General features: G+C 52.3%; 19 protein-coding genes, 1 tRNA gene and 2 pseudogenes. 9 read left to right on the forward strand and 13 right to left on the reverse strand.

Annotated features, from left to right (window positions below; genetic code table 11):
• Positions 1 to 250 precede the first annotated feature (250 nt).
• The 3 genes from C1J03_RS15765 to C1J03_RS15775 form a co-directional block, all read right to left on the reverse strand.
• Positions 251 to 583 carry a DUF924 family protein gene (locus C1J03_RS15765; protein ID WP_114887460.1) on the reverse strand — a complete coding sequence of 111 codons (333 nt, stop codon included), beginning with the start codon at positions 581 to 583 and terminating at the stop codon, positions 251 to 253.
• A gap of 76 nt (positions 584 to 659) precedes the next feature.
• The gene (locus C1J03_RS15770; RefSeq protein WP_254694068.1) at positions 660 to 947 is read right to left on the reverse strand and encodes a DUF924 family protein; all 288 of its coding nucleotides are present in this window, start codon (positions 945 to 947) and stop codon (positions 660 to 662) included.
• Between the two features lie 181 nt (positions 948 to 1,128).
• Positions 1,129 to 2,028, reverse strand: coding sequence for a LysR family transcriptional regulator (locus C1J03_RS15775; protein ID WP_114887461.1), 900 nt, complete (start codon positions 2,026 to 2,028; stop codon positions 1,129 to 1,131).
• Positions 2,029 to 2,192: 164 nt separating this feature from the next.
• Between C1J03_RS15775 and C1J03_RS15780 the strand changes: the two genes are divergently transcribed.
• The 6 genes from C1J03_RS15780 (at position 2,193) to C1J03_RS25370 (ending at position 8,784) form a co-directional block, all read left to right on the forward strand.
• Entirely contained in the window at positions 2,193 to 3,236 is a 1,044-nt protein-coding gene (locus C1J03_RS15780; protein ID WP_114889036.1) for a D-cysteine desulfhydrase, read from the forward strand.
• A 51-nt stretch (positions 3,237 to 3,287) separates the two neighbouring features.
• Positions 3,288 to 4,247, forward strand: coding sequence for an ABC transporter substrate-binding protein (locus C1J03_RS15785; RefSeq protein ID WP_114887462.1), 960 nt, complete (start codon positions 3,288 to 3,290; stop codon positions 4,245 to 4,247).
• 98 nt (positions 4,248 to 4,345) lie between these two features.
• A complete protein-coding gene (locus C1J03_RS15790; RefSeq protein ID WP_114887463.1) occupies positions 4,346 to 5,401 on the forward strand; it encodes a quaternary amine ABC transporter ATP-binding protein in 1,056 nt (351 codons plus the stop codon).
• Positions 5,398 to 6,939, forward strand: coding sequence for an ABC transporter permease (locus C1J03_RS15795; RefSeq protein ID WP_114887464.1), 1,542 nt, complete (start codon positions 5,398 to 5,400; stop codon positions 6,937 to 6,939). Before C1J03_RS15790 ends, C1J03_RS15795 begins: the two co-directional genes overlap by 4 nt.
• Positions 6,936 to 7,658 carry an alpha/beta fold hydrolase gene (locus tag C1J03_RS15800; protein WP_114887465.1) on the forward strand — a complete coding sequence of 241 codons (723 nt, stop codon included), beginning with the start codon at positions 6,936 to 6,938 and terminating at the stop codon, positions 7,656 to 7,658. The genes C1J03_RS15795 and C1J03_RS15800 overlap by 4 nt, the downstream gene beginning before the upstream one ends.
• Positions 7,659 to 8,022: 364 nt before the next feature.
• Positions 8,023 to 8,784: a YbaY family lipoprotein gene (locus C1J03_RS25370; protein WP_162798565.1), complete on the forward strand. Its 762-nt coding sequence runs from the start codon at positions 8,023 to 8,025 to the stop codon at positions 8,782 to 8,784.
• A gap of 176 nt (positions 8,785 to 8,960) precedes the next feature.
• Here the strand turns inward: C1J03_RS25370 and C1J03_RS15810 are convergent, their stop codons facing one another.
• The 3 genes from C1J03_RS15810 to C1J03_RS25375 form a co-directional block, all read right to left on the reverse strand.
• Complete coding sequence (locus tag C1J03_RS15810; protein ID WP_114887466.1) at positions 8,961 to 10,007, reverse strand: alcohol dehydrogenase family protein; 1,047 nt, start codon at positions 10,005 to 10,007, stop codon at positions 8,961 to 8,963.
• Positions 10,008 to 10,122: 115 nt separating this feature from the next.
• Positions 10,123 to 10,755: a LysE family translocator gene (locus C1J03_RS15815; protein WP_114887467.1), complete on the reverse strand. Its 633-nt coding sequence runs from the start codon at positions 10,753 to 10,755 to the stop codon at positions 10,123 to 10,125.
• A 449-nt stretch (positions 10,756 to 11,204) separates the two neighbouring features.
• Entirely contained in the window at positions 11,205 to 11,375 is a 171-nt protein-coding gene (locus C1J03_RS25375) for a hypothetical protein (RefSeq protein ID WP_162798566.1), read from the reverse strand.
• A 195-nt stretch (positions 11,376 to 11,570) separates the two neighbouring features.
• Between C1J03_RS25375 and C1J03_RS15820 the strand changes: the two genes are divergently transcribed.
• Complete coding sequence (locus C1J03_RS15820; RefSeq protein ID WP_114887468.1) at positions 11,571 to 13,178, forward strand: L,D-transpeptidase family protein; 1,608 nt, start codon at positions 11,571 to 11,573, stop codon at positions 13,176 to 13,178.
• Between the two features lie 598 nt (positions 13,179 to 13,776).
• Here C1J03_RS15820 and C1J03_RS15825 read toward each other — a convergent pair.
• Positions 13,777 to 14,679 (reverse strand): zinc-dependent peptidase, encoded by a 903-nt coding sequence (locus C1J03_RS15825; protein ID WP_254694069.1) that lies wholly within the window; start codon positions 14,677 to 14,679, stop codon positions 13,777 to 13,779.
• Positions 14,680 to 14,957: 278 nt separating this feature from the next.
• Here C1J03_RS15825 and C1J03_RS15830 point away from each other — a divergent pair.
• Positions 14,958 to 15,194 (forward strand): annotated as a pseudogene (locus C1J03_RS15830) (hypothetical protein); the annotation flags it as partial.
• Between the two features lie 344 nt (positions 15,195 to 15,538).
• On the opposite strand, the gene C1J03_RS15835 reads toward C1J03_RS15830, so the two are convergent.
• The 4 genes from C1J03_RS15835 to C1J03_RS15850 form a co-directional block, all read right to left on the reverse strand.
• The gene (locus tag C1J03_RS15835) at positions 15,539 to 15,970 is read right to left on the reverse strand and encodes a hypothetical protein (protein ID WP_114887470.1); all 432 of its coding nucleotides are present in this window, start codon (positions 15,968 to 15,970) and stop codon (positions 15,539 to 15,541) included.
• Between the two features lie 257 nt (positions 15,971 to 16,227).
• The gene (locus C1J03_RS15840; RefSeq protein ID WP_114887471.1) at positions 16,228 to 16,605 is read right to left on the reverse strand and encodes a rhodanese-like domain-containing protein; all 378 of its coding nucleotides are present in this window, start codon (positions 16,603 to 16,605) and stop codon (positions 16,228 to 16,230) included.
• A 347-nt stretch (positions 16,606 to 16,952) separates the two neighbouring features.
• A complete protein-coding gene (locus tag C1J03_RS15845; protein ID WP_114887472.1) occupies positions 16,953 to 17,336 on the reverse strand; it encodes a response regulator in 384 nt (127 codons plus the stop codon).
• A 1-nt stretch (position 17,337) separates the two neighbouring features.
• Positions 17,338 to 19,182, reverse strand: coding sequence for a sensor histidine kinase (locus tag C1J03_RS15850; RefSeq protein WP_114887473.1), 1,845 nt, complete (start codon positions 19,180 to 19,182; stop codon positions 17,338 to 17,340).
• A 209-nt stretch (positions 19,183 to 19,391) separates the two neighbouring features.
• Between C1J03_RS15850 and C1J03_RS15855 the strand changes: the two are divergent.
• A pseudogene (locus tag C1J03_RS15855) lies at positions 19,392 to 20,317 on the forward strand (IS5 family transposase); the annotation flags it as partial.
• Positions 20,318 to 20,554: 237 nt separating this feature from the next.
• On the opposite strand, the gene C1J03_RS15860 reads toward C1J03_RS15855, so the two are convergent.
• Positions 20,555 to 20,640 (reverse strand) — tRNA-Leu (locus tag C1J03_RS15860).
• 121 nt (positions 20,641 to 20,761) lie between these two features.
• The gene (locus tag C1J03_RS15865; RefSeq protein ID WP_114887474.1) at positions 20,762 to 22,051 is read right to left on the reverse strand and encodes a peptidoglycan-binding domain-containing protein; all 1,290 of its coding nucleotides are present in this window, start codon (positions 22,049 to 22,051) and stop codon (positions 20,762 to 20,764) included.
• Between the last annotated feature and the right edge of the window lie 171 nt (positions 22,052 to 22,222).

Raw genomic sequence — 22,222 nt, forward strand, 5'->3', positions numbered from 1 at the left:
CCGCGCCCGTTTCACAAGCCTCGCGACAACTTAATGGAAGATGGGGCATCGACGCAAACATTCATCAGTCGATTCTCGATCTAATTGCGATGTTTTCTTAAGTGATGGTGCCCAAATCTGCCCCTAAATAGCGATATGCCGCCTAAATCTGGGGTTATCCGTTTGCACCCAGCGCCTCGTTTGTTGCCTAGAGTCTGCGCAGAGCTTGGCGACCGTTGCAGAAAATGCCCTGTTTTGGGGCGAACGACGCTTAGCATGGACTTTGATTGATCCGATGACGGCCTACTCTGCGTGCCGCATTTGCGCAGGTGTCCGCTTTGACTTTTCGCTGGTGGGGAAAATCGCCGGTATCGATGTAGGTCTGTCCGTCAGGTGTGAACGAACGGCCCAGCACTTCGTTTCTGCAAGGATGTCGCCCAAAACGCTCGATGTGTGCGCGAACGCGGTTGCATTGTTCGGCAGCCATGGGGCCCATATCCCTAATCTCGCTCGGTAGCGTTTCGATGGAGTCGTCCTTGAGTTTGATACATAGATCGATCCGCGCAAGGTGATCAGAGCCTTCGCGGTGCAATATTGCAATCACTTAGAACTGCTGTTCCCACATGCGCTCTACCGCTGCGTAGTGGTTATTTGCGATACCCTCCAAGCAAAGGCGGCATTTAATATCCTGAGAGATATGCGGCAGGTGTGTCGCGCCAAAGCGAACGGGGAAATTGATCCAGTGCGATCAAAAGTGCCAGCCTTCCGCTCGGCGTATCGGCCCAATAATCCAAGTGCCCGCGCGCGGCGGCGTCGGTAAGTTCGGCAAAATCCTCACAGATGATTGCGTCCATGCCGCCTTGCATCCGCTCCATCCAAAAGGCGACATGTGTTTCGGGGGCGCGCCAATGCTGGTTGTCTGGGAACCATAGGTCGAGGACGTCTTGCAGGTTATATCGCCGTGTCATGGGTTGTGTATCACTTGCTGATCGGCATTCGCCAAGTAGAACTCTAGCTCCTGAAGGAGGCTGGAGCGTTCCATTCCAATCACGCCTTTTGGTCGTGGCGTCACACGAGCAAAGAACATCGCTTGGAATAATCACTCGCATTCGGCGCATTGGGACCAAATCTTGCGCAGCACAGACGTGTTCAGCGGGATGTTCCCTTCAAACTCCAAGTATCCAACAATGACATGGAGGTTTCATCCTTGACGTCGGCGTACACAGCGACGTTCAGGGGTTCTTTGCCGAATGTGTCGCCCATGGAAATGAGGTCACCATTTTCTATCTCTCGGTATGCCATGCTGTACGGCAACCAACCTATCCCAATTCCCTTCAGAACAAGCTCTTTGATGCCACTTGAAAATGCGGTTTCGCAAACTGGGTTGGAGCAATGGCGCGGCGTCCCATAGGGTCGTTCCCCTGCGCTCAAAACCTCGCCGAAATAGCTATCTTCAGGATAAACAACGGCCGGGGTCAGCGCTGGGATTTCGCCATTTGCCTTCACAGTATAACGCAAGGGTCCGCCCACGACGGGAACGAGGTAATCCACGCCCCACAGGCCACGCCTTATGCTTTCGCCGAATGGCAAAGGGGCAGCGCTATCTGCCTCATAACAAAGCAACATGTTGGTATCGCCACGCAGAAACATGGTGACACAATCTCGAAGGTTCGCAGCCCGCAGTCGAAACTTGACCGCTGGAAAGGACTGTTTCGCTCTTAATGCCATGTCAGGAAATGTTGAAAAGACAGGCGCATGTTGCGCAGCAATCGAGACAGTTGAACTGGCAGGATTAAAATGCGCAATTTTACCCCGCAAATCGCGGATACGGGTAACCAGCGCACGAATTTCGGCCTCGTTCGACACAAGCGATGGGCTGATATCAATCCTATTCGTGCCGCGCTCGAGGACGTCGACACCCAGCCAATCCTCAAAGCTGCGGATGCGCCGCGAAAAAGCGGGTTGGGTAATGTTGCGACGCGCGGCAGCGCGGGTCAGGTTATCCTCTTCCAAGAGAACCAGAACGTCCTCCAACCATTGCATATCCATTTGCGCATCCCCCTGCTCAAACAAACAGTATGAGCAGCCTAAGAAAAAAGCATTATTTTTTTGCGTGCGATTCAAGCGACTTTGAACCCAATCAAAGCAAAGGATTCCTCGGCGTGACTGCAACCAACCAAATATCCGAACCTAGCATTCCACTTTCCCCTGAAATGACCGTTAGCCTTTGCAAGGAATTGTCGATTGTAATGGCGAAGTTCCCAAAGGTTCGCCTTGGGCATTTCCCGACGCCGCTTGAACCAATGGACCGGCTAAGTGAGCTGCTTGGAGGGCCGCGGCTTTGGGTGAAACGTGATGATTGCACGGGGTTGTCTTCGGGGGGCAACAAAACCCGCAAGCTTGAGTACTTGATGGCTGATGCGCAGCAAAAGGGTGCTGACACAATCATTACCCAAGGTGCGACGCAGTCCAATCATACGCGTCAAACCACAGCGGCGGCCGCCAAGCTGGGTATGGAATGTCACATTTTGCTGGAGGACCGCACAGGTTCAAACGATCCCAATTACATCATGAACGGCAACGTCCTTTTGGACCGCCTGCACGGCGCATCTGTTTCAAAGCGTGGCAGTGGCACAGATATGAACGCAGAAATGGAGACCTTGGCCGCAAAGATGACCAATGACGGCAAGACGCCGTACATCATCCCCGGCGGCGGTTCCAACGCGATTGGGGCCTTAGGGTACGTTAATTGCGCACGCGAATTGTCTGAGCAAGCCGCAGGTGTGGGCTTGAAAATCGATGCACTTGTTCACGCAACAGGCAGCTCTGGCACGCAAGCGGGCCTCGTGACGGGCTTTGCGGCAATTCACAGCGACATTCATCTGCTTGGCATCGGCACCCGTGCGCCACAAGAAAAGCAAGAACAGATGGTTTTCGACCTTGCGAAAAAGACTGCTGAGCATCTTGGCACCGGCCTTACAATCCAGCGCGATGCGGTTCGCGCCAACTGCGATTATGTTGGCCCGGGGTACGGTTTGCCGACAGATGGCATGATCGAAGCGGTTAAATTGCTTGCGCAGACTGAGGGGCTTTTGTTTGATCCTGTCTATTCCGGCAAAGGATTGGACGGTCTGATCGCACAGATCAAAGCCGGCTATTTTGAAGGCATGGACAACGTCGTGTTCCTTCACACCGGCGGAAGCGCCGCGCTTTTTGGCTATTCCGAGACATTTAATCTGCAAGGCTACACCGACTAATCAAGACAAATAAAAAGACCAACAAAAACGACCAACAAGGAGAGTAAACTAATGTCATTCAAGACAACACTTATGGCCGCGACTTTGCTGACTGCCTTCAGCGCACCTGTTTCTGCTGAAAGCGTCAACATCGGCGTTCCCTCTTGGACAGGCGCGCAAGCTGTCGCAAACGTCCTCGGTGCTATCGTAGAGATGCGTATGGGCGGAACCGTCGACTATATTCCCGGCAACAACGCGACGATCTTCCAAGCAATGGACCAGGGCAAAGGCGACATCGATGTGCACCCCGACGTGTGGTTGCCCAACCAGCAGAGCTTTACTCAGAAATATGTAGACGAAGCCAAGACTGTTACGCTCTCTAGCAACCCATATGAGGGCAATCAGGGGTTCTGCGTCTCAAAGGACTTTGGGCAAGCTAACAACATCACCGACATTGCCGATCTTGGACGTCCTGACGTCGCTGCGTTGATGGACAGCGATGGAAATGGCAAAGGTGAAATGTGGATCGGCGCGCCAGGTTGGGCCTCTGCAAACGTAAATGAAGTGAAAACGCGCGACTACGGTTTGCTTGATTTCATCGAACCTATTCGCGCTGAAGAAAGCGTTAAGACGGCACGCATCAAGGACAGTATCGCAAAGGGTGAAGGCTACGCCTTCTATTGCTACAAGCCACATGCGGTTTGGTTCATGTTTGACGTTGAAATGCTGAGCGAGCCGACATTTGATGAGGCTAAATACAATATGATCCAGCCATCCGACGATGCGGATTGGTACGAAAAGTCTTCTGTCGCTACAAAAGATGCGCTGAAGAACGTGCAGATCGCATGGTCCAACTCACTTGAGGGTCGTTCGCCTGCAATCGCTGAGTTCTTCGCAAACTTCGCCCTAACGGCGGATGATGTGTCGGGCCTTGCGTTTGAGATCAGTTCAAATGGTCGCGACGCGGCAGAAGTTGCCAAGGAATGGGTCGAGGCGAATACTGATCGTGTTGACGCAATGCTCGGTCTTTAACCAAACTGAATAACGTGCGCTGGCCCTTGCAAATAAGGGCCAGCGCAATTTCCTGAATTACCGGCATCACGCCCAAGGAAACGAAAGCGATATCCTTCATGAGCGATGCACCTCTCATCGAAATTTCTAATGTTTGGAAGATCTTTGGCGCAAAGCCAGAGGAAGCATTGCGCGCGATCCGCGAAGAAGGTTTGACCAAGGCGCAAGTCCTTGCCCAGCATCACGCCGTTGTCGGTGTTGCTGAAGTCAGCCTCACTGTGAACCGCGGTGAAATCTTCTGCATCATGGGGCTGTCAGGGAGTGGGAAATCCACGCTGGTACGCCATTTCAATCGCCTGTTAGAACCCACCGATGGCAAGATTTTGGTTGAGGGCACGGATGTCATGGGTCTCGGCACGAAGGATTTGCAACATTTCCGCAATCGCAAGATTGGTATGGTGTTTCAGAACTTTGCTTTGATGCCCCACCGCTCCGTTCTTGATAATGTCGCGATGCCGCTCGAAATCAGACAGGTAAGCAAGAACGACCGAATGCGGCAAGCCGCGGCGATTTTGGATATTGTCGAGCTGGGCGCATGGGGCGCAAAATTTGCGCATGAACTGTCCGGCGGGATGCAGCAGCGCGTCGGACTTGCGCGCGCTCTTGCGGCAAATCCAGATGTTTTGTTGATGGACGAACCTTTTAGTGCGCTGGATCCTTTGATCCGCCGTCAGTTGCAGGACGAGTTTATTCGCCTGTCCAAGATTCTCAGGAAGACGACAGTTTTCATAACGCATGACCTTGATGAAGCCGTTCGCATTGGCGACCGTATCGCAATTATGCGTGACGGACGCCTTGTACAAACGGGCACCGCCGAAGAGATCGTGATGAACCCTGCTGACGACTATGTCGCCGATTTCGTGGCGGGTATTTCGCGTCTAAAGGTCGTCCATGCACATGCAATCATGCAGCCCATCGAGGCCTATGTGGCACGCAATGGTCCCTTAAGTTCAGAAGTGCCACGCGTTGCAGCAAAAGAAACTTTGAGCACGCTCATCAACCTCGCGATTGATCACGAGAGTCCGATAATCGTCAAAGACAGTGAAAAAGATGTGGGTGTGATTACGCGCTCAGATATTCTGCGCACCGTTGTTGAAGGAACAGAAATGTCATGACCGAAACAACGCAAAATCCGCTTGAAGCCACAGATACCGAAGCCGCCCTCGCCTATGCAGCTGAGCGTCGCGCAAATATTGCAACCTTTGTGCGTACAAATCCTGATTACTACATCGCGAATTTTGACAAGATTGGCGCAAGTTCAAAATTCACCGCGACGCTTAATCTATTCGCGGGGATTTTTGGCCCCATCTGGTTCGGCGCGCGTGGCCTTTGGTCGTGGGCCCTGCCCTTTCTCATCATAGAGACCTTGGCTTTCGTTCAGATTGCGCGCGGCATGTTTGGCGACCTCGCTGCCGACGCATTCAAACGGATTACATCTATCGAAGGGACGCTTGAGTTACGGCAACAACAATTAGCCACCGCGCTTGAAACGGGCTCTGACAAAGCGGACGTATATGCACGCACTGTAGAGTCGTTAGAAGAAGCAATCGGCGGTATCCGTGAAGAAGCCGTGGCGCTTTCTGAACAAGGGGTTACGATTGCTCTTACTGGCCTAGCGATCCTTGTCATCGTAAAAATCGTCCAAGCGACCGTCGCTAATTGGGCGCTCGAGGCTCGTTTTTCTGAATGGCTTTCGGATCGAACAGTGCGCTCGGGCTTACCTGTCTCGCAGATCATATTTAGCGCCGTTTTTATGGTGCTCATCGCGGTCGCCGCAATGCTGCATTATAGCTTTCCTGATCGCTTTGACCTGCTCAGCCAGTTTCCAACCCGTCCTGAATATCGCCTAAATAGCATCGCATGGGTCGAAAGTTTCTTTGCCTCTGCTGTTGCCAACGGCGAGGCGCTGTTTGACTTCATCACATACGGCATCCGCCTGATCTTAGACGCGCTTGAGCTGGTCTTTGTCAGCACACCATGGATCGTTGTGGCCAGCTTGATTGCCTTGCTTACGTGGCTCACCGCTGGTGTCCGTACAGCCATCTGGTCCGGAGCGTTTCTGGCCTATATCGGATTGCTGGGGTTCTGGGAAAAGGCGATGACCACACTCGCGCTTTTAGGCACCGCGGCTTGTCTTTCGATCTTGATTGGCATTCCTCTTGGTATGTTCTGCGCGCGACGCAAACGCTTTTATGCAGTGATCCAGCCCATCATGGATTTCATGCAAACAATGCCGGCCTTCGTGTTTATGATCCCCGTAATCGCATTCTTCGGAACCGGGAAACCTGCTGCTGTTGTCACCACAATGATTTTTGGTGGAACACCTGTTGTTCGCCTCACCGTTCTGGGCCTGCGTGGGGTTCCCGAAAGCGTGCGTGAAGCCGCAATCGCGTTTGGTGCCAACAAATGGTATCTGCTCACCCGTGTTGATCTGCCGCTCGCAAGCCCGTCGATCCGTGCAGGGATTAACCAAACCATCATGCTCTCGCTCGCGATGGTCGTTGTGGCATCGTTGATTGGTGCCAAGGGCCTCGGCGAAGACGTCTTGGAAGCCCTTCAATATGCGAACGTTGGTCAGGGTATCTTAGCTGGTTTTGCAATTTTGTTCTGCGCAATGATCCTTGACCGTATCGTGCAAGGCAAACGCAAGTGATCCCACTTGTCTTGGTGCATGGCTTTATGGGGGGCAGCGCACAGTGGGCTGCGCAGGTAGAAGCGCTATCAGACACGCACGAGATCATCGCGCTCGATCTGCCCGGGTTTGGACAGAACACGCAGATGCCGGTGATCAATACCATTGACGGTTTTGCGAATTGGGCCCTCACAAAGTTACGGGAATTGGGTGTTACGCGATACAACCTGCTCGGCCATTCAATGGGTGGGATGATCGTGCAGCAAATGGCCCGTCATGATCAGGACAACATCAAGAACTTAATCCTCCTTGGAACCGGCGCACTCGGCGTTTTGCCCGGTCGCTTTGAAACGATTGAACAAAGCAAAGCACGTGCCAAACAAGATGGCGCGGCCATAACAGCCCGGCGTATCTCTGCGACTTGGTTTTTAGAGAACCAGGCGGCCCGTGGATATCCAACATCCGCAGCCATTGCAGAGCTTGCGACAACTGACGCCATCGCAGCTGGCTTAGATGCAATGCAATCTTGGTCTGGCGAGGATTTCTTAAACCAAATAACTCCCGAAACTACGGTCATTTGGGGTGATAAAGATCGTACGTATTCTTGGGAGCAAACACATCTTTTGTGGGCATCAATACCCAATGCCAAGCTCGCTGTTATTCCCGGCTGCGCACATGCGGTTCACGCTGAAAAACCAGCGCTGCTAAACGCGGTTCTGCTTGACGTTCTAAGCGTTTGATTTTGTGAGAGCAGGGATCGGCATGGCCTTTAGGTGTGCTTTTGGCAGTCCATTGGGAGGGTACATCTGCAACTCGATGCCTGATGCGACAAACACAAAGTCGATCGACGTTTGTCTCCCCGCGTTTGTGCTTTAGCTATTAAAAGAAGCGCCTTAAGTTGGAGGCGGATGGGCTCTAACAAGCCATTGGCACTTTGGCATTAAAGGCTCCGCATACAGCTGTGTTTGTGCTTGCGGCCCTCCCATCAAAGATCCGAGCCGTGTACGCAGCAATCGCTGGACGGATTGAAAGAAGCTTCCACTTGCCATCCATGCTGCAATGCGGATGTAATATGATCGAACTCGTACAGGAGAGCATTTCGCCATGAGAAAAACAGGACTAGCCGCAGCTCTTTCAGTGGCCATGCTGACGACTGTTTCGGCAGGGGTTGCCGAGACAATGCACATTGAAACGACAGTCACCTACCGCGAAAGGATCGCTCTGCCACCAGATGCCATTTTGGAAGTTGAGCTTCTTGATACTTCGCTCGCGGACGCGCCTTCGATCCGGATGTCATCTCAGCGGTTCAAATTGGACGCTGTCCCAAGAACAGTTGCGATTGGATACGATACTGATCTGATCGATGAGCGCTTTACCTACACCGTGGCGGCCAAGGTTATTTCGGACGGACGTGTCTTGTTTCGATCGACAACCGCCACGCCAGTTCTGACTCGTGATGCGCCAAGATCGGCGGAACTTGTATTGGAGATGATGCCCAAAAAAACCTCCAGCAATCCCTCAGGTCAATCCATCTTTGGCATTGCCTGGGCCGTCTATGAGATTGCCGGCCGGATGCTTGTCGCAGAAGATCCCCCGACCCTGGCCATAGATCAAGACGGGAAATTCGGCCTCTATGGAGGATGCAATCGCTACACAGGAACACTCGCCGCAAGTGGTGGCGTTTTCAGCATGCCTGATAACTTCGCGGGAACAATGATGGCGTGCCCTGGTGCGAGAGAAAAGCTTGAGCGCGATACACTCGAAGCGCTGGGGGCCGCAACAGGTTACCAGAGAAGCGGCTCAAATCTGGCCCTCACAAACGACGCAGGCGTAACCGTTCTCCGATTTCGGGAAATGCCGGAATAGCCGCCATTCAAGCTGAGTTTTCAATTAGAGAGACCAAGGTCGACCTTCACAGTTACCGCTTAGCGCTCGAAGCGGGCATTTGCTGCGTCAAACTCAAATGAGTCATTTGCGAGACAATGTTGGCGTTTGATGGTCCTGATGGGAATGTCCGCTCACGAACGCGCAAACAAACTCTGTCAGCTCATTTCCAAAACGATTTTCCCGATATGCCCCTTTTCACTAAAGGCAGTTTGCGCGGTTGCAATGTCACGAAGCGGATAGGTTTCCGCCACCAATCGTACGATTTCCTTGCGTTCAATCCGCCCAACAAGATTCCCGAAGACCTGCGGTTCTAGAACGGTGCACCCAAAGAAACTGAGGTCTTTAAGATAAAGCGTGCGGATATCCAGCTCGACAATTGGTCCCCCGATAGCACCAGCAACGGCATAGCGCCCGCCGGGGCGTAGTACTTCAAGTAATGACGGCCACTTCGCACCGGCTACCAAATCAATGACGACATCAACGCTGCTTGTGCCAATCTCAGCGACCAGATCGTCACCACGATCAAGTGTTTTCATCGCACCTAGTTCTAGGAGATTCTGAGCCTTTGAAGCGCTTGTTATCGCGATAACTTTGGCTCCACGCGCTTGTGCCAGCTGAACAGTAGCCGACCCGACACCGCCAGATGCGCCTGTGACCAATATTGTTTCGTTCTTGCTTACATTGGCACGTGCCAGCATGTTTTCGGCGGTAGAATAGGAGCAGGGAAAGGAAGCCAATTCCACATCAGTCAGATCACTTTTGATCGCATAGGCATGGCGTGCGGCGACCCGAGTATATTGCGCAAACCCACCATCGCACTCAGAGCCAAAATACCACGGCATCTCAAGTGTGTCGCCATTCGCTTCGCGGATGCATGGCTCGATTAGGATGCGTTCTCCGATCCTGGAAGGGTCGATTGCCGCGCCGACAGCAACGACCCGGCCGCAAACGTCAGCGCCCTGGATACGTGGAAAAGTAAGCGGTGTACCCGACCATGTCGCGTCACCAGCTTCCGCTTCTCCTTTCGAGTACCAAGCGGTCCGCGTATTGATATCCGTGTTGTTTACCCCTGCCGCACCGACCCGAACGATGACATCGTCATCTCGCGGCACTGGAAAAGCTAAGTCATCGCGCCATTCGAGCATTTCAGGGCTGCCGTGCCCGTTAAGAATAACGCCAGACATTTTTTCGGGGAAAGTCATGTCGGTCTCCAAAATTGAACAAATCCGACATTCATAGAAACGCTTGTCACTGTCAAACTGGGTTTAGAGCCGCCCATTGCCGCGTTCGATAAAAGGTCTGGTCAGCGGGCAACAATCATTGGCGATTGAGGGCAACGTTGAGGCCAAGGGCTATCAAAATACCACCTCCTGCCCGTTGCGCGATACGGTTCGCGGTACCTGAATTTTTGAAAAAGCTAGTTACCCTGTCAGCTAGAATGACACACAGCGCATCTGCACTCGAAAACACAATATTCACTATCGTTCCGAGAATGAGCAGCTGTATCCAAATCGGAAATCCAGCATTTGGGTCCGAGAATTGCGGCAAGAATGCGAGATAGAAAATAGCTGTCTTGGGATTGAGAACTTCGACTGTGACGCTTTCCCAGAAAGCCTTTTTAGGGATTTTCACTTCAACTTTCAGATTAGTCGATCCTAGTTCTGATTTGGACGTAAACATCTTGTGACCAAGCCAAATTAGATAGGCTGCACCACCCAACTTTAGCGCAAGATAAAGGGCAGGAATGGCTTTGAACAAAATTGCCAAACCGAAGGCCGCGGCCAAAACGTGGACGTATCCGCCGATGTGAATGCCAAGTGCCGCAAACCACCCAGCTCGTTGCCCTCGAGCGATTGTTTGCGCAGCCGCATAGAGAGTTGAAGGCCCTGGCATGTATGCGAAGATGCACGTGGCCAGAAAGAAAGAAACTAGGAGTTCAACTGATGGCATTGGGTGAGCCTTTCACAGGACTGGCCAGCACCTGAACTAGGCCACTTCATACAGTGACTTTAAGCCCACAATGAACATTTGAGAAGCTTGATTGTGAATTGGCGGGACCACCTTTGGGCTCCTGCCCCCCTTCTGGCATTCGTTACTTCGCGAACCCGTCAGGGTCGTAGTTAGCCCTACGCCGCCACCTTTTATTATCGGGGGTGCTGGGAATTTGAAAACCTGCGGCGAGCCAACTTGCCCCCTTGCCAATGGAGCATAAGCGTCTAATTTTCGACCTGCCTCATTCATATTCGTATCAAAAAGTTTATTCTTGTTAAACTTTACTCGGAGATTGCTGGTAGCGTGCGTTTTTGCAGATAAGGTTCGTGGAGCTGCGTCGAACGCACAACGACATCGCCTTACTCATTCCTGAAGGCATTGCGGCTGAATTGCCCTAAAAATGAAGCCTACTTGAGGACTGCCTCGACATCCTCGCGGAAATAAAGCGGACCATAATCTTCTCCATTTGGCGCAAACGGGTTCACCTCAGCGACGATGTTAGAGACGGCAAAAATAGTTCGGAAGTGCCAGTTAGACTGGCTGGTCTGGAGGGCCCGAAAGTCAAGAATAACAGTCATCGGATGTGGTCTAAGTAAAGGCCAGCTTTGAAAACAAAAAAGAAACATGAATTCGGGAATAAACTTTGCCCGGTTGCTACTTTAGCTTCGTTCCATAGATCGGAAGCCCGGCCTTGAATGTCGTCTCTTTCCAAGTCAAAGCTTGCAATCACAAGATATAGGGAGACTAACCTTGGGGATACAAACGTGGTGATTATGATACGATCTGGCTTACTGGCTGCGCTACTGTTCCTTTCAGGCGGTTTGGCGGCTGGTCCCGTCGAAAACGAAATCCAAAGGTTGTCGATTTCATTCGACGGTGGCGGTTCCGTTCTTTTCGCAGATGCAAAGCTGGATACAGCCGTCTTGATCCCCCAGTTTTATGCAAATCGCGATTATGCTCTGGGCTGGTATGGCACGCTCAATACGGAACAACTTTTTGCAGAATTGAATCGCGGTCTTGAGCAGGGTTTTCGCCCAACAGATTTTAACCTCCCGCTACTCTACGAATTACAGGACGCTGCCCGACTGGGCGACCCGACGGACATCGCAATATTCGATGTTGCCGCCACCGATGCAGCAATAAAACTGATACATCATATTGTTTTTGGAAAGGTTGATCCTGCTAAGCTTGACGATGACTGGAATTTCTCGAAGCCAGTTATTCGCCAAGAACCCTCGGCAGTTTTAAACGACTTTATTGACGGAGAAGGCTTTAGCGCACTTATGGCGCGCATAAATATTGACGTAGCACAATACATGCAGCTTGTTGAGGTGCTGGGGCGGTATAGAGACATCGAAAACAGTGGCGGCTGGCCGGTCGTGCCGGATCAGACAGTCCTGAAACCGGGAATGTCCAATCCCGCCATTCCAGTTTTGCGCGAAAGGCTGTTGCGTGATGGCTCCGCTCAAGAAACCGTAACCCTGTCAACGACAGACGCGCTGGAGGGCCGCGTAGAGATCTATGATGATCTACTTGTTGAGGCGGTTAAAGCATTCCAGACTCGCCACGGATTGGAAGCTGATGGGGTACTTGGCCCAAGGTCGTTTGCGTCCCTAAACCGTACCGCCAAAGAGCGCGTGGACCAGATCAGGCTTAGCTTGGAGCGCGCGCGTTGGCTTATGCATGATCTCGATGACGATTTCGTTCTGGTCAACATCGCGGGTGCACGCACGTATTTTGCCAAATCGGGCACCGTTTGGAGCACTCGCTCTGTGACTGGGTCCGCCTACCGCAAAACGCCGGTTTTTCGCGACAATATCCAATATATGGAATTCAATCCGACCTGGACTGTGCCCGCATCAATTTTCAGGAAGGATAAACTGGCGCGTATCCGTAAAGACCCCGGCTATCTGGCCCGCAACAACTACACCGTTGTGCGGAGCAGCGACCGCACACCTGTGAATGCCGCGTCGGTGAACTGGGCATCGGACAATCCCGGCGTCACACTGGTGCAGCAACCAGGACCGAACAATGCCTTGGGACTTGTGAAATTCATGTTTCCCAACGAGCATGCTGTTTACCTGCACGACACCAACCAAAGTGGCCTATTTGATCGCAATGAACGCAATCTGAGTTCAGGGTGTGTCCGACTGGAATACCCATTCGAATTTGCTAGCCTTTTGATGGAAGGTCAGGCGGACTGGAGCACTGAACGAATGAAAGCCATTCTGGAAAGCGGGAAAACCACAAGGATCAACCTCGATAAGCCCGTGCCAGTTCTGCTAACATACTGGACAGCGTGGGTAGAAGAGGGAAATGTACACTTCCGTGAAGACCCCTACGACCGCGACGCTGCAATCCTTGATGCATTAAATCGATGATTGGCGGTGGCTGCCACTTTCCGGGTAAGAAAACTCTGCAAGGCCTTCATTAACATCAACGCTCTTGCGCGAAGCGGTGTTTTTCGAGAGCGCACTTGGTTGTATTCTCATCGCAGTGCCACTTCACAGCTACGTTGTTGATCGGGCGGGACCAGCGAATTTGGCTTCACTCGTATCAGTTAGTTTTGCCCGCAGAGCAGGCCTTTAATCGGGGCCCAGCGAATCGCAGCTTTTAGTCGTGTTACCCCTTCCACACCGGCTCAACCAAAAAAACCAAGGTCAGATAGAGAACCCGAATATTTACTACTTGCCCAAACAAACCACTAATTTTGGGAGCCGGAAAAATTGTGGCGCAAGTAGGGCCAGGCTCCAACACCCGCCCAATATCTCGAAAGGGGGACCTCGGCTCACACTTTTCCATGGCTCATGGGAAATCCAACCCTGATCTAGTCGTTAGCTGACGCTTTGAGTATCCGTTGCACCAACATCCCACTTATACACCTATCTACTTGAAGGTGGAGGAGTCTCAGAGCGCGTCCCGGCAAGCGCTAATAACTTCTCCCGGTGGATCCTCTATTTGCCGCCTGCGTATATCCAATTAGGTTTGCGCCCAAGATGCCGGCTCCAACTGGAACAGCGTCGCAAGCTGATCATAGACCTCTGTCTCCCTACGTTTAAGCTCTGCTGGCCTTTCAAAGAAAACCTCGACGACTACTGCGAAAAACTCTTCCATGCCTTGCGCCCCGTAGGCGTCGATCAAGGTAGATCTTCCGGCGTGTACCTGCTTGACGTGGCGTTCAAATGCCTCAGCAAATACATGGCCCCAATCTTTTACGCTTTGATCTCGATTGAGTACCGGGATGCCGTTGGTGCGTCCTGACAGATCGTCGATCTGATGTGCAAACTCGTGAAACACCACATTGTGGCCGTCGTGTGGGGCACTTGCTCCTTGCTTGGAATGCGCCCACGAAAGAACGACCGGCCCCCGTGACCAGCTTTCGCCCGTTCGCACTATCTCTCGTTCTGTCGTGACATAGCCTCTTTGTTCCGCCTGCCGCGACTTGAAGGCGCTTGGGTAGATAAGAATGGAGTGTAAGTTGCTATACCAAGCATCATTGTTGACCACGAGAAGGCAGGCCTGGGCAGCAATCGAGAGCTGCATTTCTTCGCTTATCTCAAGTCCGTTGCACCCAACGAACTCAATCTGTTCTAGAAAGAGATTGATCTTACCTTCGAGTTTTCCACGCAACTCGGGCGGAAGTATCTTGGTTAGAGGCACCTGTTCGGAGACAATGGCACGCTGATGGTCCGCAAGTTCAGCCTTCAGAAGGCTTGAGCGAACGTGCCTTTTTGACCAAAGTCGGAAAGCAGCACCTGTCAAGACGAGGAGCAAGAGAAGAAGGAAAAGAGCTGTCACTTGAGCCGGTCTCACAAGTATGTACTTTTCAGCATAGATGGACATCCGACATAGTAAATCAACCAGCAATTTTCTTTGTATCAAGGAATTGAAGGTTCCATTTCGATGACTTGAGCATCAATGGTTGATTGCTCAGCCCTGCGCTCAGGCGGTTTATACGCGATCGACGCCAGCTGATCTGGGATTTAAGCCAGCCTCGCTTTGAGATCAATGGAGCCACCATGGCGGTGATCAACCGATAGTCGCTTTAAAAACGCCGCCTCCAACGGAAGCGGTGTTGAATTCATGATTTTTAGTTATTGAGTTATGCGGACTTGCGGCGACACGCCATCCACCCAAGAGCACCTATTCCCAATGCACAACGATATCTGTGGCGACGCTGGAGCGGAGACCACTGCCAAGACCGTGTCGAAACGAAACCTCTCAGGACATTTCTTACACAATGCCCTTCCGGTCAGTGGATGCATTGTATGAAATTACTCGGCCAATCGCTCACGGCGAGGGACTTCGAAAGGCAGGTCGCGGAAATCCAATTCCGCATCGCCGTGCTGAACCGCTATACCGCTATTGGTATACCTGTCACCAAGATCGTAGGCTAATTGCGTCTGGGGAAAGGGGAAGGACGTCCTTCAACCGATTTGCGCGACAAAGCCCCTCGATAGGACTGCTATCGGGTACGGGACCCGGAAACTTGCAGCTTGTACAAGCAACCGAACCAATCATTTTAGAGCTCAAATAACATGCAGGTCAGGTCAAGCTCCACTGCCCACCCAATATTACAAAGGACTGCCTCAGCTCGCGCGTTGCCATCGCTCAGCCTCACCCGATACTGATATTGCATCAAGATCTGCTAAATTTCATAGCATTAAATACTACACACAGACCATCGCTGTACAACGGCTCAATGACTGCTCTACGTGACATGCCGACCTTCTAGGTTTCGTCATTCCGTTCCAGCGGGTACGCAACCTCGCAACCGTGCTGCGCCTCCTACTGCGTAGTCCGCGGCTGAGGCGACAGCCGTATTCACGAGCCGATCAGGTGTTTCGGCCAATGTAGACATTGAGCCTTTGATTTCTGCCAGATGCGTCTCAATACTACCCAATTTTGCTTCCAGCTCATCGAGTTTTGTGAACGATATACCCTGAGATTGCTGCTTCAACAGCGCGATTTCAGCCTTCATTTTACTGGCTTCGGAATTGATCGTTTCGATGCCTGCTTCAAGCGGTTCTAAACTTACGAGACTTTGTGCAAACGTCTCGCTCAGAGAATTGGCCTTTGTCAGCAGCAAGACCAAGAGCAAAAGAGCAACCACAACAAGGATCAGTGTTGCATTTAGCATAGCCAAAAACAGGTCTTTCAGTGTCTTCCTCATTCAGTCTCTCCGTTTTTTAGGGTTGGAACCATAGGCCAGCACTCTGCTGGAATGCACTCAATGTACTGGCCAATCATGCCTTTCGGACCGAAATAAATGACCATTAGCCTTCTGGCACCACGCCACCGGCATCTTGCTTGATCGGGCTACCAAATGCATTCGCCGTCAACCTAAACGCCTTCACCTTCAGCTTTTGGCTTACTTTGACCTAGCCGAAGAACAGCATTTACCCTGAAGACGGCACATCGAAAAGCGCTCTATTTTTGCTCTGTTGGTCCGCCTGCATCTTTCCAAGCTGAAAAGCCTCCGACGTTTGAAACGCTCTGGAAACCCATATCCAACAGAGTTTTGCCACTCAACGCGGCTTGCCCACCTGCTCCGCAAATCAAGACAATATCCGCATCCTTTTTCAGGGCCGGGTTGTGGAACGGGTGCGTGTCGTCGGCCCTAAACTCCAACATACCTCGCGCGACCAATTCTGCTCCAGCAATTGTACCAGACTTTGCAATATCTGCGCTGTCTCGAACGTCGACAAAGACGGATTGACCATTTCTGTGTTTTTCAATGCCTGCTTCCGCTGAAATCCTTGGAACAATTGCATTCGCTTCTTCAAGGTAGTCGTTGGCCGTTTTCATTTTAAGTACCCCGTGTGCTTGGAACGTGTAACTTGAGCTAGCAATCTAAATATCGACAAGGCAAGCCCCTGTCGATGAGTAAGCGCCAGAGTGGTCTTCGCAAGAGACAACAATCGCCTGGATGCTCAAACCCATTTCTAAGGGATTTGTCGGTGTGCAACGGCGCGGAAAATTAACCAGCCGAAGATTGCACTTTTATGACTTCAGCGATCAAGGCAGCTCCAGTGCCTTTACCCGTATTTCCCCCTTCAAGCCATGTAAGCAGAAATGCCTACACTTGAATTAGCTAATTCTTTTCAAACGGTTGGGCCCAAATCTGAAACCGTGCGCAACTAGTGGGAAAAGTGCTAGAGCCATTTCTCAATACAGCGCTGGAGATCTGCCTTGCTAAATGGCTTGGCCAGAACTTCATTAATGCCAGCTGCAACAAACCGTTCTGCGGCCGCGATTTCCACGTTGGCCGTCATAGCAATGATCGGAACATCGCGCTTCGCATTGGCCATCCCTCGGATTTCTGTAGCGACTTGGACACCGTCCATTCCGGGCATCGAAATATCTGTAAGAAGCATATCATAGCTATTCTCACTGAAGGTTTTGAGGCAGTCCAAGCCGTTTTCAACTGTGTCGAATTTGTATCCACATGCCTCGAGGAAATGAGTGACGATAAGTAGGTTTATCGAGTTATCTTCGGCAACAAGCAGTCTCTTTTCGGTGTTCTGTTGATCTTCCATTTCAGCCCTCCACTACGGCAACGGGGATATTCAACTTGAAACATGATCCTTTACCAAGTTCGCTGGTGAGCGTGATTTCACCCTTCATGAGATGAGCAAGGCGCGAGCAAATCGCGAGGCCAAGACCTGAGCCATCAGATGTGCGGGTTAGCTCAGAATCCACTTGGGTGAACTCATCAAAAACCGTTGCTTGAAAGTCCTCATCTATGCCGATCCCGCTATCGGTGACGGACAAAATAAGCCTAGCGCTTCCCGTGGCACCGTCACGCAATTCCGATCCGATATGGATTTGTCCTTCATTTGTAAATTTCACAGCATTTCCGACGAGATTTTGCAAGATCTGGTTGATCATTTGTGAGTTACCTCTGAGCATTTGCTCTGAGACGCTAGTGGTCAGCGACAGCCCTTTTTTCATGGCAAGTGGCTTGAATAGATCCACTGTGCCCCGCGCCATATCAGCGGGATTGAACTCGCTCGCATGACTACTTTCGGCGTTGGCTTCCAATCTCACGAACTGCAGCACACCATCGAGGAGGCCGAGCATGTTTTTCGCCGCTTTTTGCCCAACGGTGAGCAGGTAACGTTGGTCATCTTCCAGCTTCCCATCTTCAAGCAACTCTAGGACGCCCATAAGCCCATGCATCGGTGTTCGGACTTCGTGGGACATTACCGAAAGAAACCGAGACTTAGCGCGCTCGCCCTCTAGCGCTGCGTCCAAGGCACTGGTGAGTTGATTGCGATCAACTTGCAGGTTTGAGATTACTTGGTTGAAGCTCGTTCCCAGCAACTGGGCTTCGGAAATCACAAATGGGGCGTCGCTAAGCGTTACTCTGGCCGCCAAATTACCATCTGCGACACTCTTAGCCGTAGCAACGACGTTACGGATTGGTCTGGAAATCAGTTGAGACAACCACCAACTCAGCACAATGAGCACGGCAATCTCGGCCAAAACAATCCCTAGTGCCGTTTGCGCAGAGTCTTTCGCCCTCGCAACTAGTTCGCTCATAGGCTGTGGCACCATTACTCCCCAACCTGTCCGAGCGACAAAGGTGAAACCCGAAATCATGTCTGCCTGCATTGGCGGAGAGTAAAAAGTTGCAACACCCGTTTCACCCGCCATCATTTGCTGAACAACTGAAAGCTTGCTGGCATCTTTCGAGGATGCTTGCCATTCAGGGTTTGGGTGCGCAATCACAAGGCCGTTTTGATCCACCATCATCGAATGGCCAAGCTCGCCAAACTTGATCGTTTTCTGAAGCTCGATTAAATACCGAAGCTTAAGAGCCGCGACTGCCAATTTTCCATCCGACAAGGCGTGCGCGAGGAAAAAATGTGGTGCCCCATCGAATTGCAGGATCCCAGAGAACACAGTTTGGCTGAGATCCGTAGTTGCTTGGGCACGGAGTTCCGCCGTAAGCGCCGCGGGAAAGCGCAACGAGGTTGTCATGCTGGCGGCGCTGATCTCACTTAGAATATGGTCGTCCTTGTCCACGACCGCGACAAAGCTAAGATCAAAATCATCGAGAGTTTTGCTAAAATTAGGGCCCTCAGGTGTTTCGATACTCTTGACCGCGAGCTCGAATATAGCTGCAACATCGTTGGCATATCGCTCCATCGCGGCGGCAAGGTTATTCGCAATTATGAGGTGGTTCTCGTCCACATATGCAATTTCTTTTTGAATAGCAGTGTGTTCCATCCATTTGTAAAGACCAACAATCGGTGGGACAGAAGCTATGTTCAGGCTTAAAAATATTATCCAGCGGATACTGATCCGAAACCGAGAAGTCTTCTGGCCAACAGCTGTTGTCTCAACACTGTTTTGGATCGTCTCTGGATTGCCCAGCATCGTTCAGTTCCCATCCATTTATTCCTTGGTCGGTCGCTGGATAAGGAAGAGCCAACGCTCCGTGCATCAAAACTCCAACTAAGCTCTGGGTATATAGCCTCTAACGATATTAGTAAGGACAGCAGAAGAGTAGCCGTCCTATACTTTCGGATATGTGCCGCAAAATAACATTCCTGCCTGTTAAAACTGCGCAAAGTTTGGCATCGCCACCAAGCGGCCAGTGCGGTCGACAACAGCAATTCGGTGATGCTGCCTTTCAGACCTGTCTGACGTTGAAGGTCCTGTTTGGCATGCCGCTTCGCCAGACAACTGGGTTCGACCAGAACTTGCTGCGGCTGGTCTGGCTGCATTAGGCTGCGCCAGATTTCAGCACCTTATGTCGGCGTCAGTAGACACTCAACGTGAGCCAGCCCTATCGCGGTTCCACGGAGCCACTGAACCTCCTCATCGACGGCACAGGCATCAAGGCCGAAGGTGGAGGCGAGTGAAGCGCCCGCAAGCACGGTGGTCCCAAACGCAGCATCCGGCGTAAGAAACACATAGGCATCGACGAAGAAACGCTGGAAGTACGGGCGGTCGAAGTCACCAGCAGCGACATCGGGGATGCGCCCGTGTTGCCGGAACTTCTGAACCAAATCCCGGCTGATCAAGACATCGGCATTGTCACTGCAGGCGGAGCATATGACACGCGCAGATACAACGAGGCCATTGCCGCTCTATAGGCTCACGCGATGATCCCGCCACGCAAGAATGCGAAGCCCTGGAAGCCGACGAGCGCCGGAGCACTTGCCCGAAACAACGCGGTCAATGCACAACGATATCTGGGTCGCACACTGTGGCGACGCAGGAGCGGATACCACCGCCGAAGCCGCGTCGAAACGAAACCTTTCGGGATCATGCTTCGCAAAACCCTACCGGTCAGTGGTTGCATTGCATAAAACTACTCGGCCAATCCCTCATGGCGAGGGACTTCGAAAGGCAGGTCGCGGAAAACCATCCGCATCGCCGTGCTGAACCGCTACACCGCTACACCGCTATTGGTATACCTGTAACCGAGACCTTGGGCCAAGCGCGTCTGGGGAAAGGGGAAGAACATTCTTCAACCGATTTGCGCAACAACGCCGCTATGCGATGAAAGCCAATCTGATATTCAAATGGCAGAAGGATGTACGGTAGTGGCCCGTCTAGCACGGAAGCAACAGAACCCGGCTTATCAACACGGAAACCGGTCACGGCAATTCTGCACCGCACGCAGGTTCATCACATTTGTTGCGGGGCCTTCAAGGGTTCAATGAAAGGTGGCCTACAGGGTGGACTTAGCCAACCTATATAACCACAAGAAATTGATAAATAAAGTTTAATTGAGATTGTTTGGTGCGGTCGGAGAGACTCGAACTCTCACGGGTGTTACCCCACAGCGACCTCAACGCTGCGCGTCTACCATTCCGCCACGACCGCACGCCATGGATGGTTCCGACCCTTTAGCGTGGTGCCGTGCAGTTCTCAAGAGGCAATCGGCACAAAATACCCCCGCCGCAGTATGAGTTGCGCCGGGGGCAAAGATTTTGGCCGCCTTGTCCTATTCGATAATAGAAAAATTTGGCACGGTTGAGGCTGGAACGGGTTGCGGCAGAACTGACAGCCCCGCGCCACCATTCAAGCGCTGCGAAGCCTGACGCAGCAGTTCTTTGCGTTCAGGTTGACCAGGATTGAACACGGCTTGCGCCCCATTATCGAGCGCGTTTAGGCCATTTTCATACCATGCACCTGCCAGATCTATCCGCTTGGCTGGGCCGAAACCCTGTGAAAGATGGTGGCCCATCAACTCGCCATATACAGGCTCGCCCAATGTATAGAGCAGCAAGGCCGATCCGACCGCCACATCCATGTTATCCTTGCGGTATCCAACGCCCATGCAGATGCGAGCTGTGCCAGCCAATTGCGCCGCCGCCATGCCGGTTCCTTGGATGAACTGCGCGGTCTCGGCCACAACCGTATCGCGAGGTTTAAGACCTAGGCTGGCCACGCGGTCTTTCATCGCGGGGCCGAAGCCTTCGCATTGAGCCGCGATTTGGTCCGGCGTAAATCCGGGTACCTTGCTCGCCAACTCTTCGCTCCGTGCAATTGCATAGGTCCGCGCAAGACAGAACTGTTCGTTTAGCGCCGCGTTGGGATCCGTCATATTTGCCAGCGTCGTAAAGCCGCCATTGGTGTTGGTCACCAGAGACACCTGATTGCAGTGCGAAGTCAGCGACGCTTGGGTGCCAGCCCCAAGGAACGCCGGAAGAGCCGCGGTTAAGCTTGGGGCGGCTGGCTCTGCCGTAAGAGCGGCGACGGGAACTGGTGCTGGGGCCACCGCAACTGGTGCAACGGCCACTGTTGTTGTCGTCCCCTGCCCGGCCATTTCTGCCCGGTATGCCTTTAACAGACCGCGCGTGCCTTCAGGGTTGTTTGCAGCTAGAACAATTGTGTTCTGCCCCCCTGCCTGCGCCTGATTGTAGGACGATACCAACAAGTTGTATTCAAACGGGGACAGCTGGCCAGTGATCGGATAACCTAAATAGGCTTGGTACTGCGATACCGCATCGCGGGTCTTGCGGCCCAACTGGCCATCCACCCGACCTGCATCAAAGCCGAAATAGTTCAACGAATACTGGATCTGTTTGCCTTCTTGAGTGATGGGAATGCTGGAGCGTCTGGTTGTGCGTTGGCGGGTTGTGCTCCGGCGTTGCTTTTTCACATTTGCACCGACGATCCCGCCGATGAGCGCGCCTGCAATAAAGTCGCCAGCATCCGCTTCTGCTTGCTCTGCAGGGAGGGTGATAAGTGACGCGGCGAACACCGCACATGCTACATATTTCAAAGCCATTTTGATTTCTACAATACGATCCGAGTCTTTCTAAATGACACGACGATATGTCAGCTTAGGCCTTCAAACCAAGCAAAACTTGAAGATCCTCTCGATGAAGCCTGGTCAATACGGGACAAGTTGGGGGAATACGGCATCAATCCCAACCCCTTGCAGGCAGCCCCTGCCCTC

The organism is Sulfitobacter sp. SK012, from assembly GCF_003352085.1.
In the GTDB taxonomy this organism is placed as follows: Bacteria; Pseudomonadota; Alphaproteobacteria; order Rhodobacterales; family Rhodobacteraceae; genus Sulfitobacter.

Bases quoted from the DNA above. Each gene is read 5' to 3' on its own strand.
- C1J03_RS15850 (WP_114887473.1), bottom strand. From the start codon at position 19,182: ATGCTGGGCAATCCAGAGACGATCCAAAACAGTGTTGAGACAACAGCT.
- C1J03_RS15790 (WP_114887463.1), top strand. From the start codon at position 4,346: ATGAGCGATGCACCTCTCATCGAAATTTCTAATGTTTGGAAGATCTTT.
- C1J03_RS25370 (WP_162798565.1), top strand. From the start codon at position 8,023: ATGAGAAAAACAGGACTAGCCGCAGCTCTTTCAGTGGCCATGCTGACG.
- C1J03_RS15840 (WP_114887471.1), bottom strand. From the start codon at position 16,605: ATGAAAACGGCCAACGACTACCTTGAAGAAGCGAATGCAATTGTTCCA.
- C1J03_RS15865 (WP_114887474.1), bottom strand. From the start codon at position 22,051: ATGGCTTTGAAATATGTAGCATGTGCGGTGTTCGCCGCGTCACTTATC.
- C1J03_RS15810 (WP_114887466.1), bottom strand. From the start codon at position 10,007: ATGACTTTCCCCGAAAAAATGTCTGGCGTTATTCTTAACGGGCACGGC.
- C1J03_RS25375 (WP_162798566.1), bottom strand. From the start codon at position 11,375: ATGACTGTTATTCTTGACTTTCGGGCCCTCCAGACCAGCCAGTCTAAC.
- C1J03_RS15820 (WP_114887468.1), top strand. From the start codon at position 11,571: ATGATACGATCTGGCTTACTGGCTGCGCTACTGTTCCTTTCAGGCGGT.
- C1J03_RS15770 (WP_254694068.1), bottom strand. From the start codon at position 947: ATGACACGGCGATATAACCTGCAAGACGTCCTCGACCTATGGTTCCCA.
- C1J03_RS15845 (WP_114887472.1), bottom strand. From the start codon at position 17,336: ATGGAAGATCAACAGAACACCGAAAAGAGACTGCTTGTTGCCGAAGAT.
- C1J03_RS15785 (WP_114887462.1), top strand. From the start codon at position 3,288: ATGTCATTCAAGACAACACTTATGGCCGCGACTTTGCTGACTGCCTTC.
- C1J03_RS15795 (WP_114887464.1), top strand. From the start codon at position 5,398: ATGACCGAAACAACGCAAAATCCGCTTGAAGCCACAGATACCGAAGCC.
- C1J03_RS15815 (WP_114887467.1), bottom strand. From the start codon at position 10,755: ATGCCATCAGTTGAACTCCTAGTTTCTTTCTTTCTGGCCACGTGCATC.
- C1J03_RS15775 (WP_114887461.1), bottom strand. From the start codon at position 2,028: ATGGATATGCAATGGTTGGAGGACGTTCTGGTTCTCTTGGAAGAGGAT.
- C1J03_RS15780 (WP_114889036.1), top strand. From the start codon at position 2,193: ATGACCGTTAGCCTTTGCAAGGAATTGTCGATTGTAATGGCGAAGTTC.
- C1J03_RS15835 (WP_114887470.1), bottom strand. From the start codon at position 15,970: ATGAGGAAGACACTGAAAGACCTGTTTTTGGCTATGCTAAATGCAACA.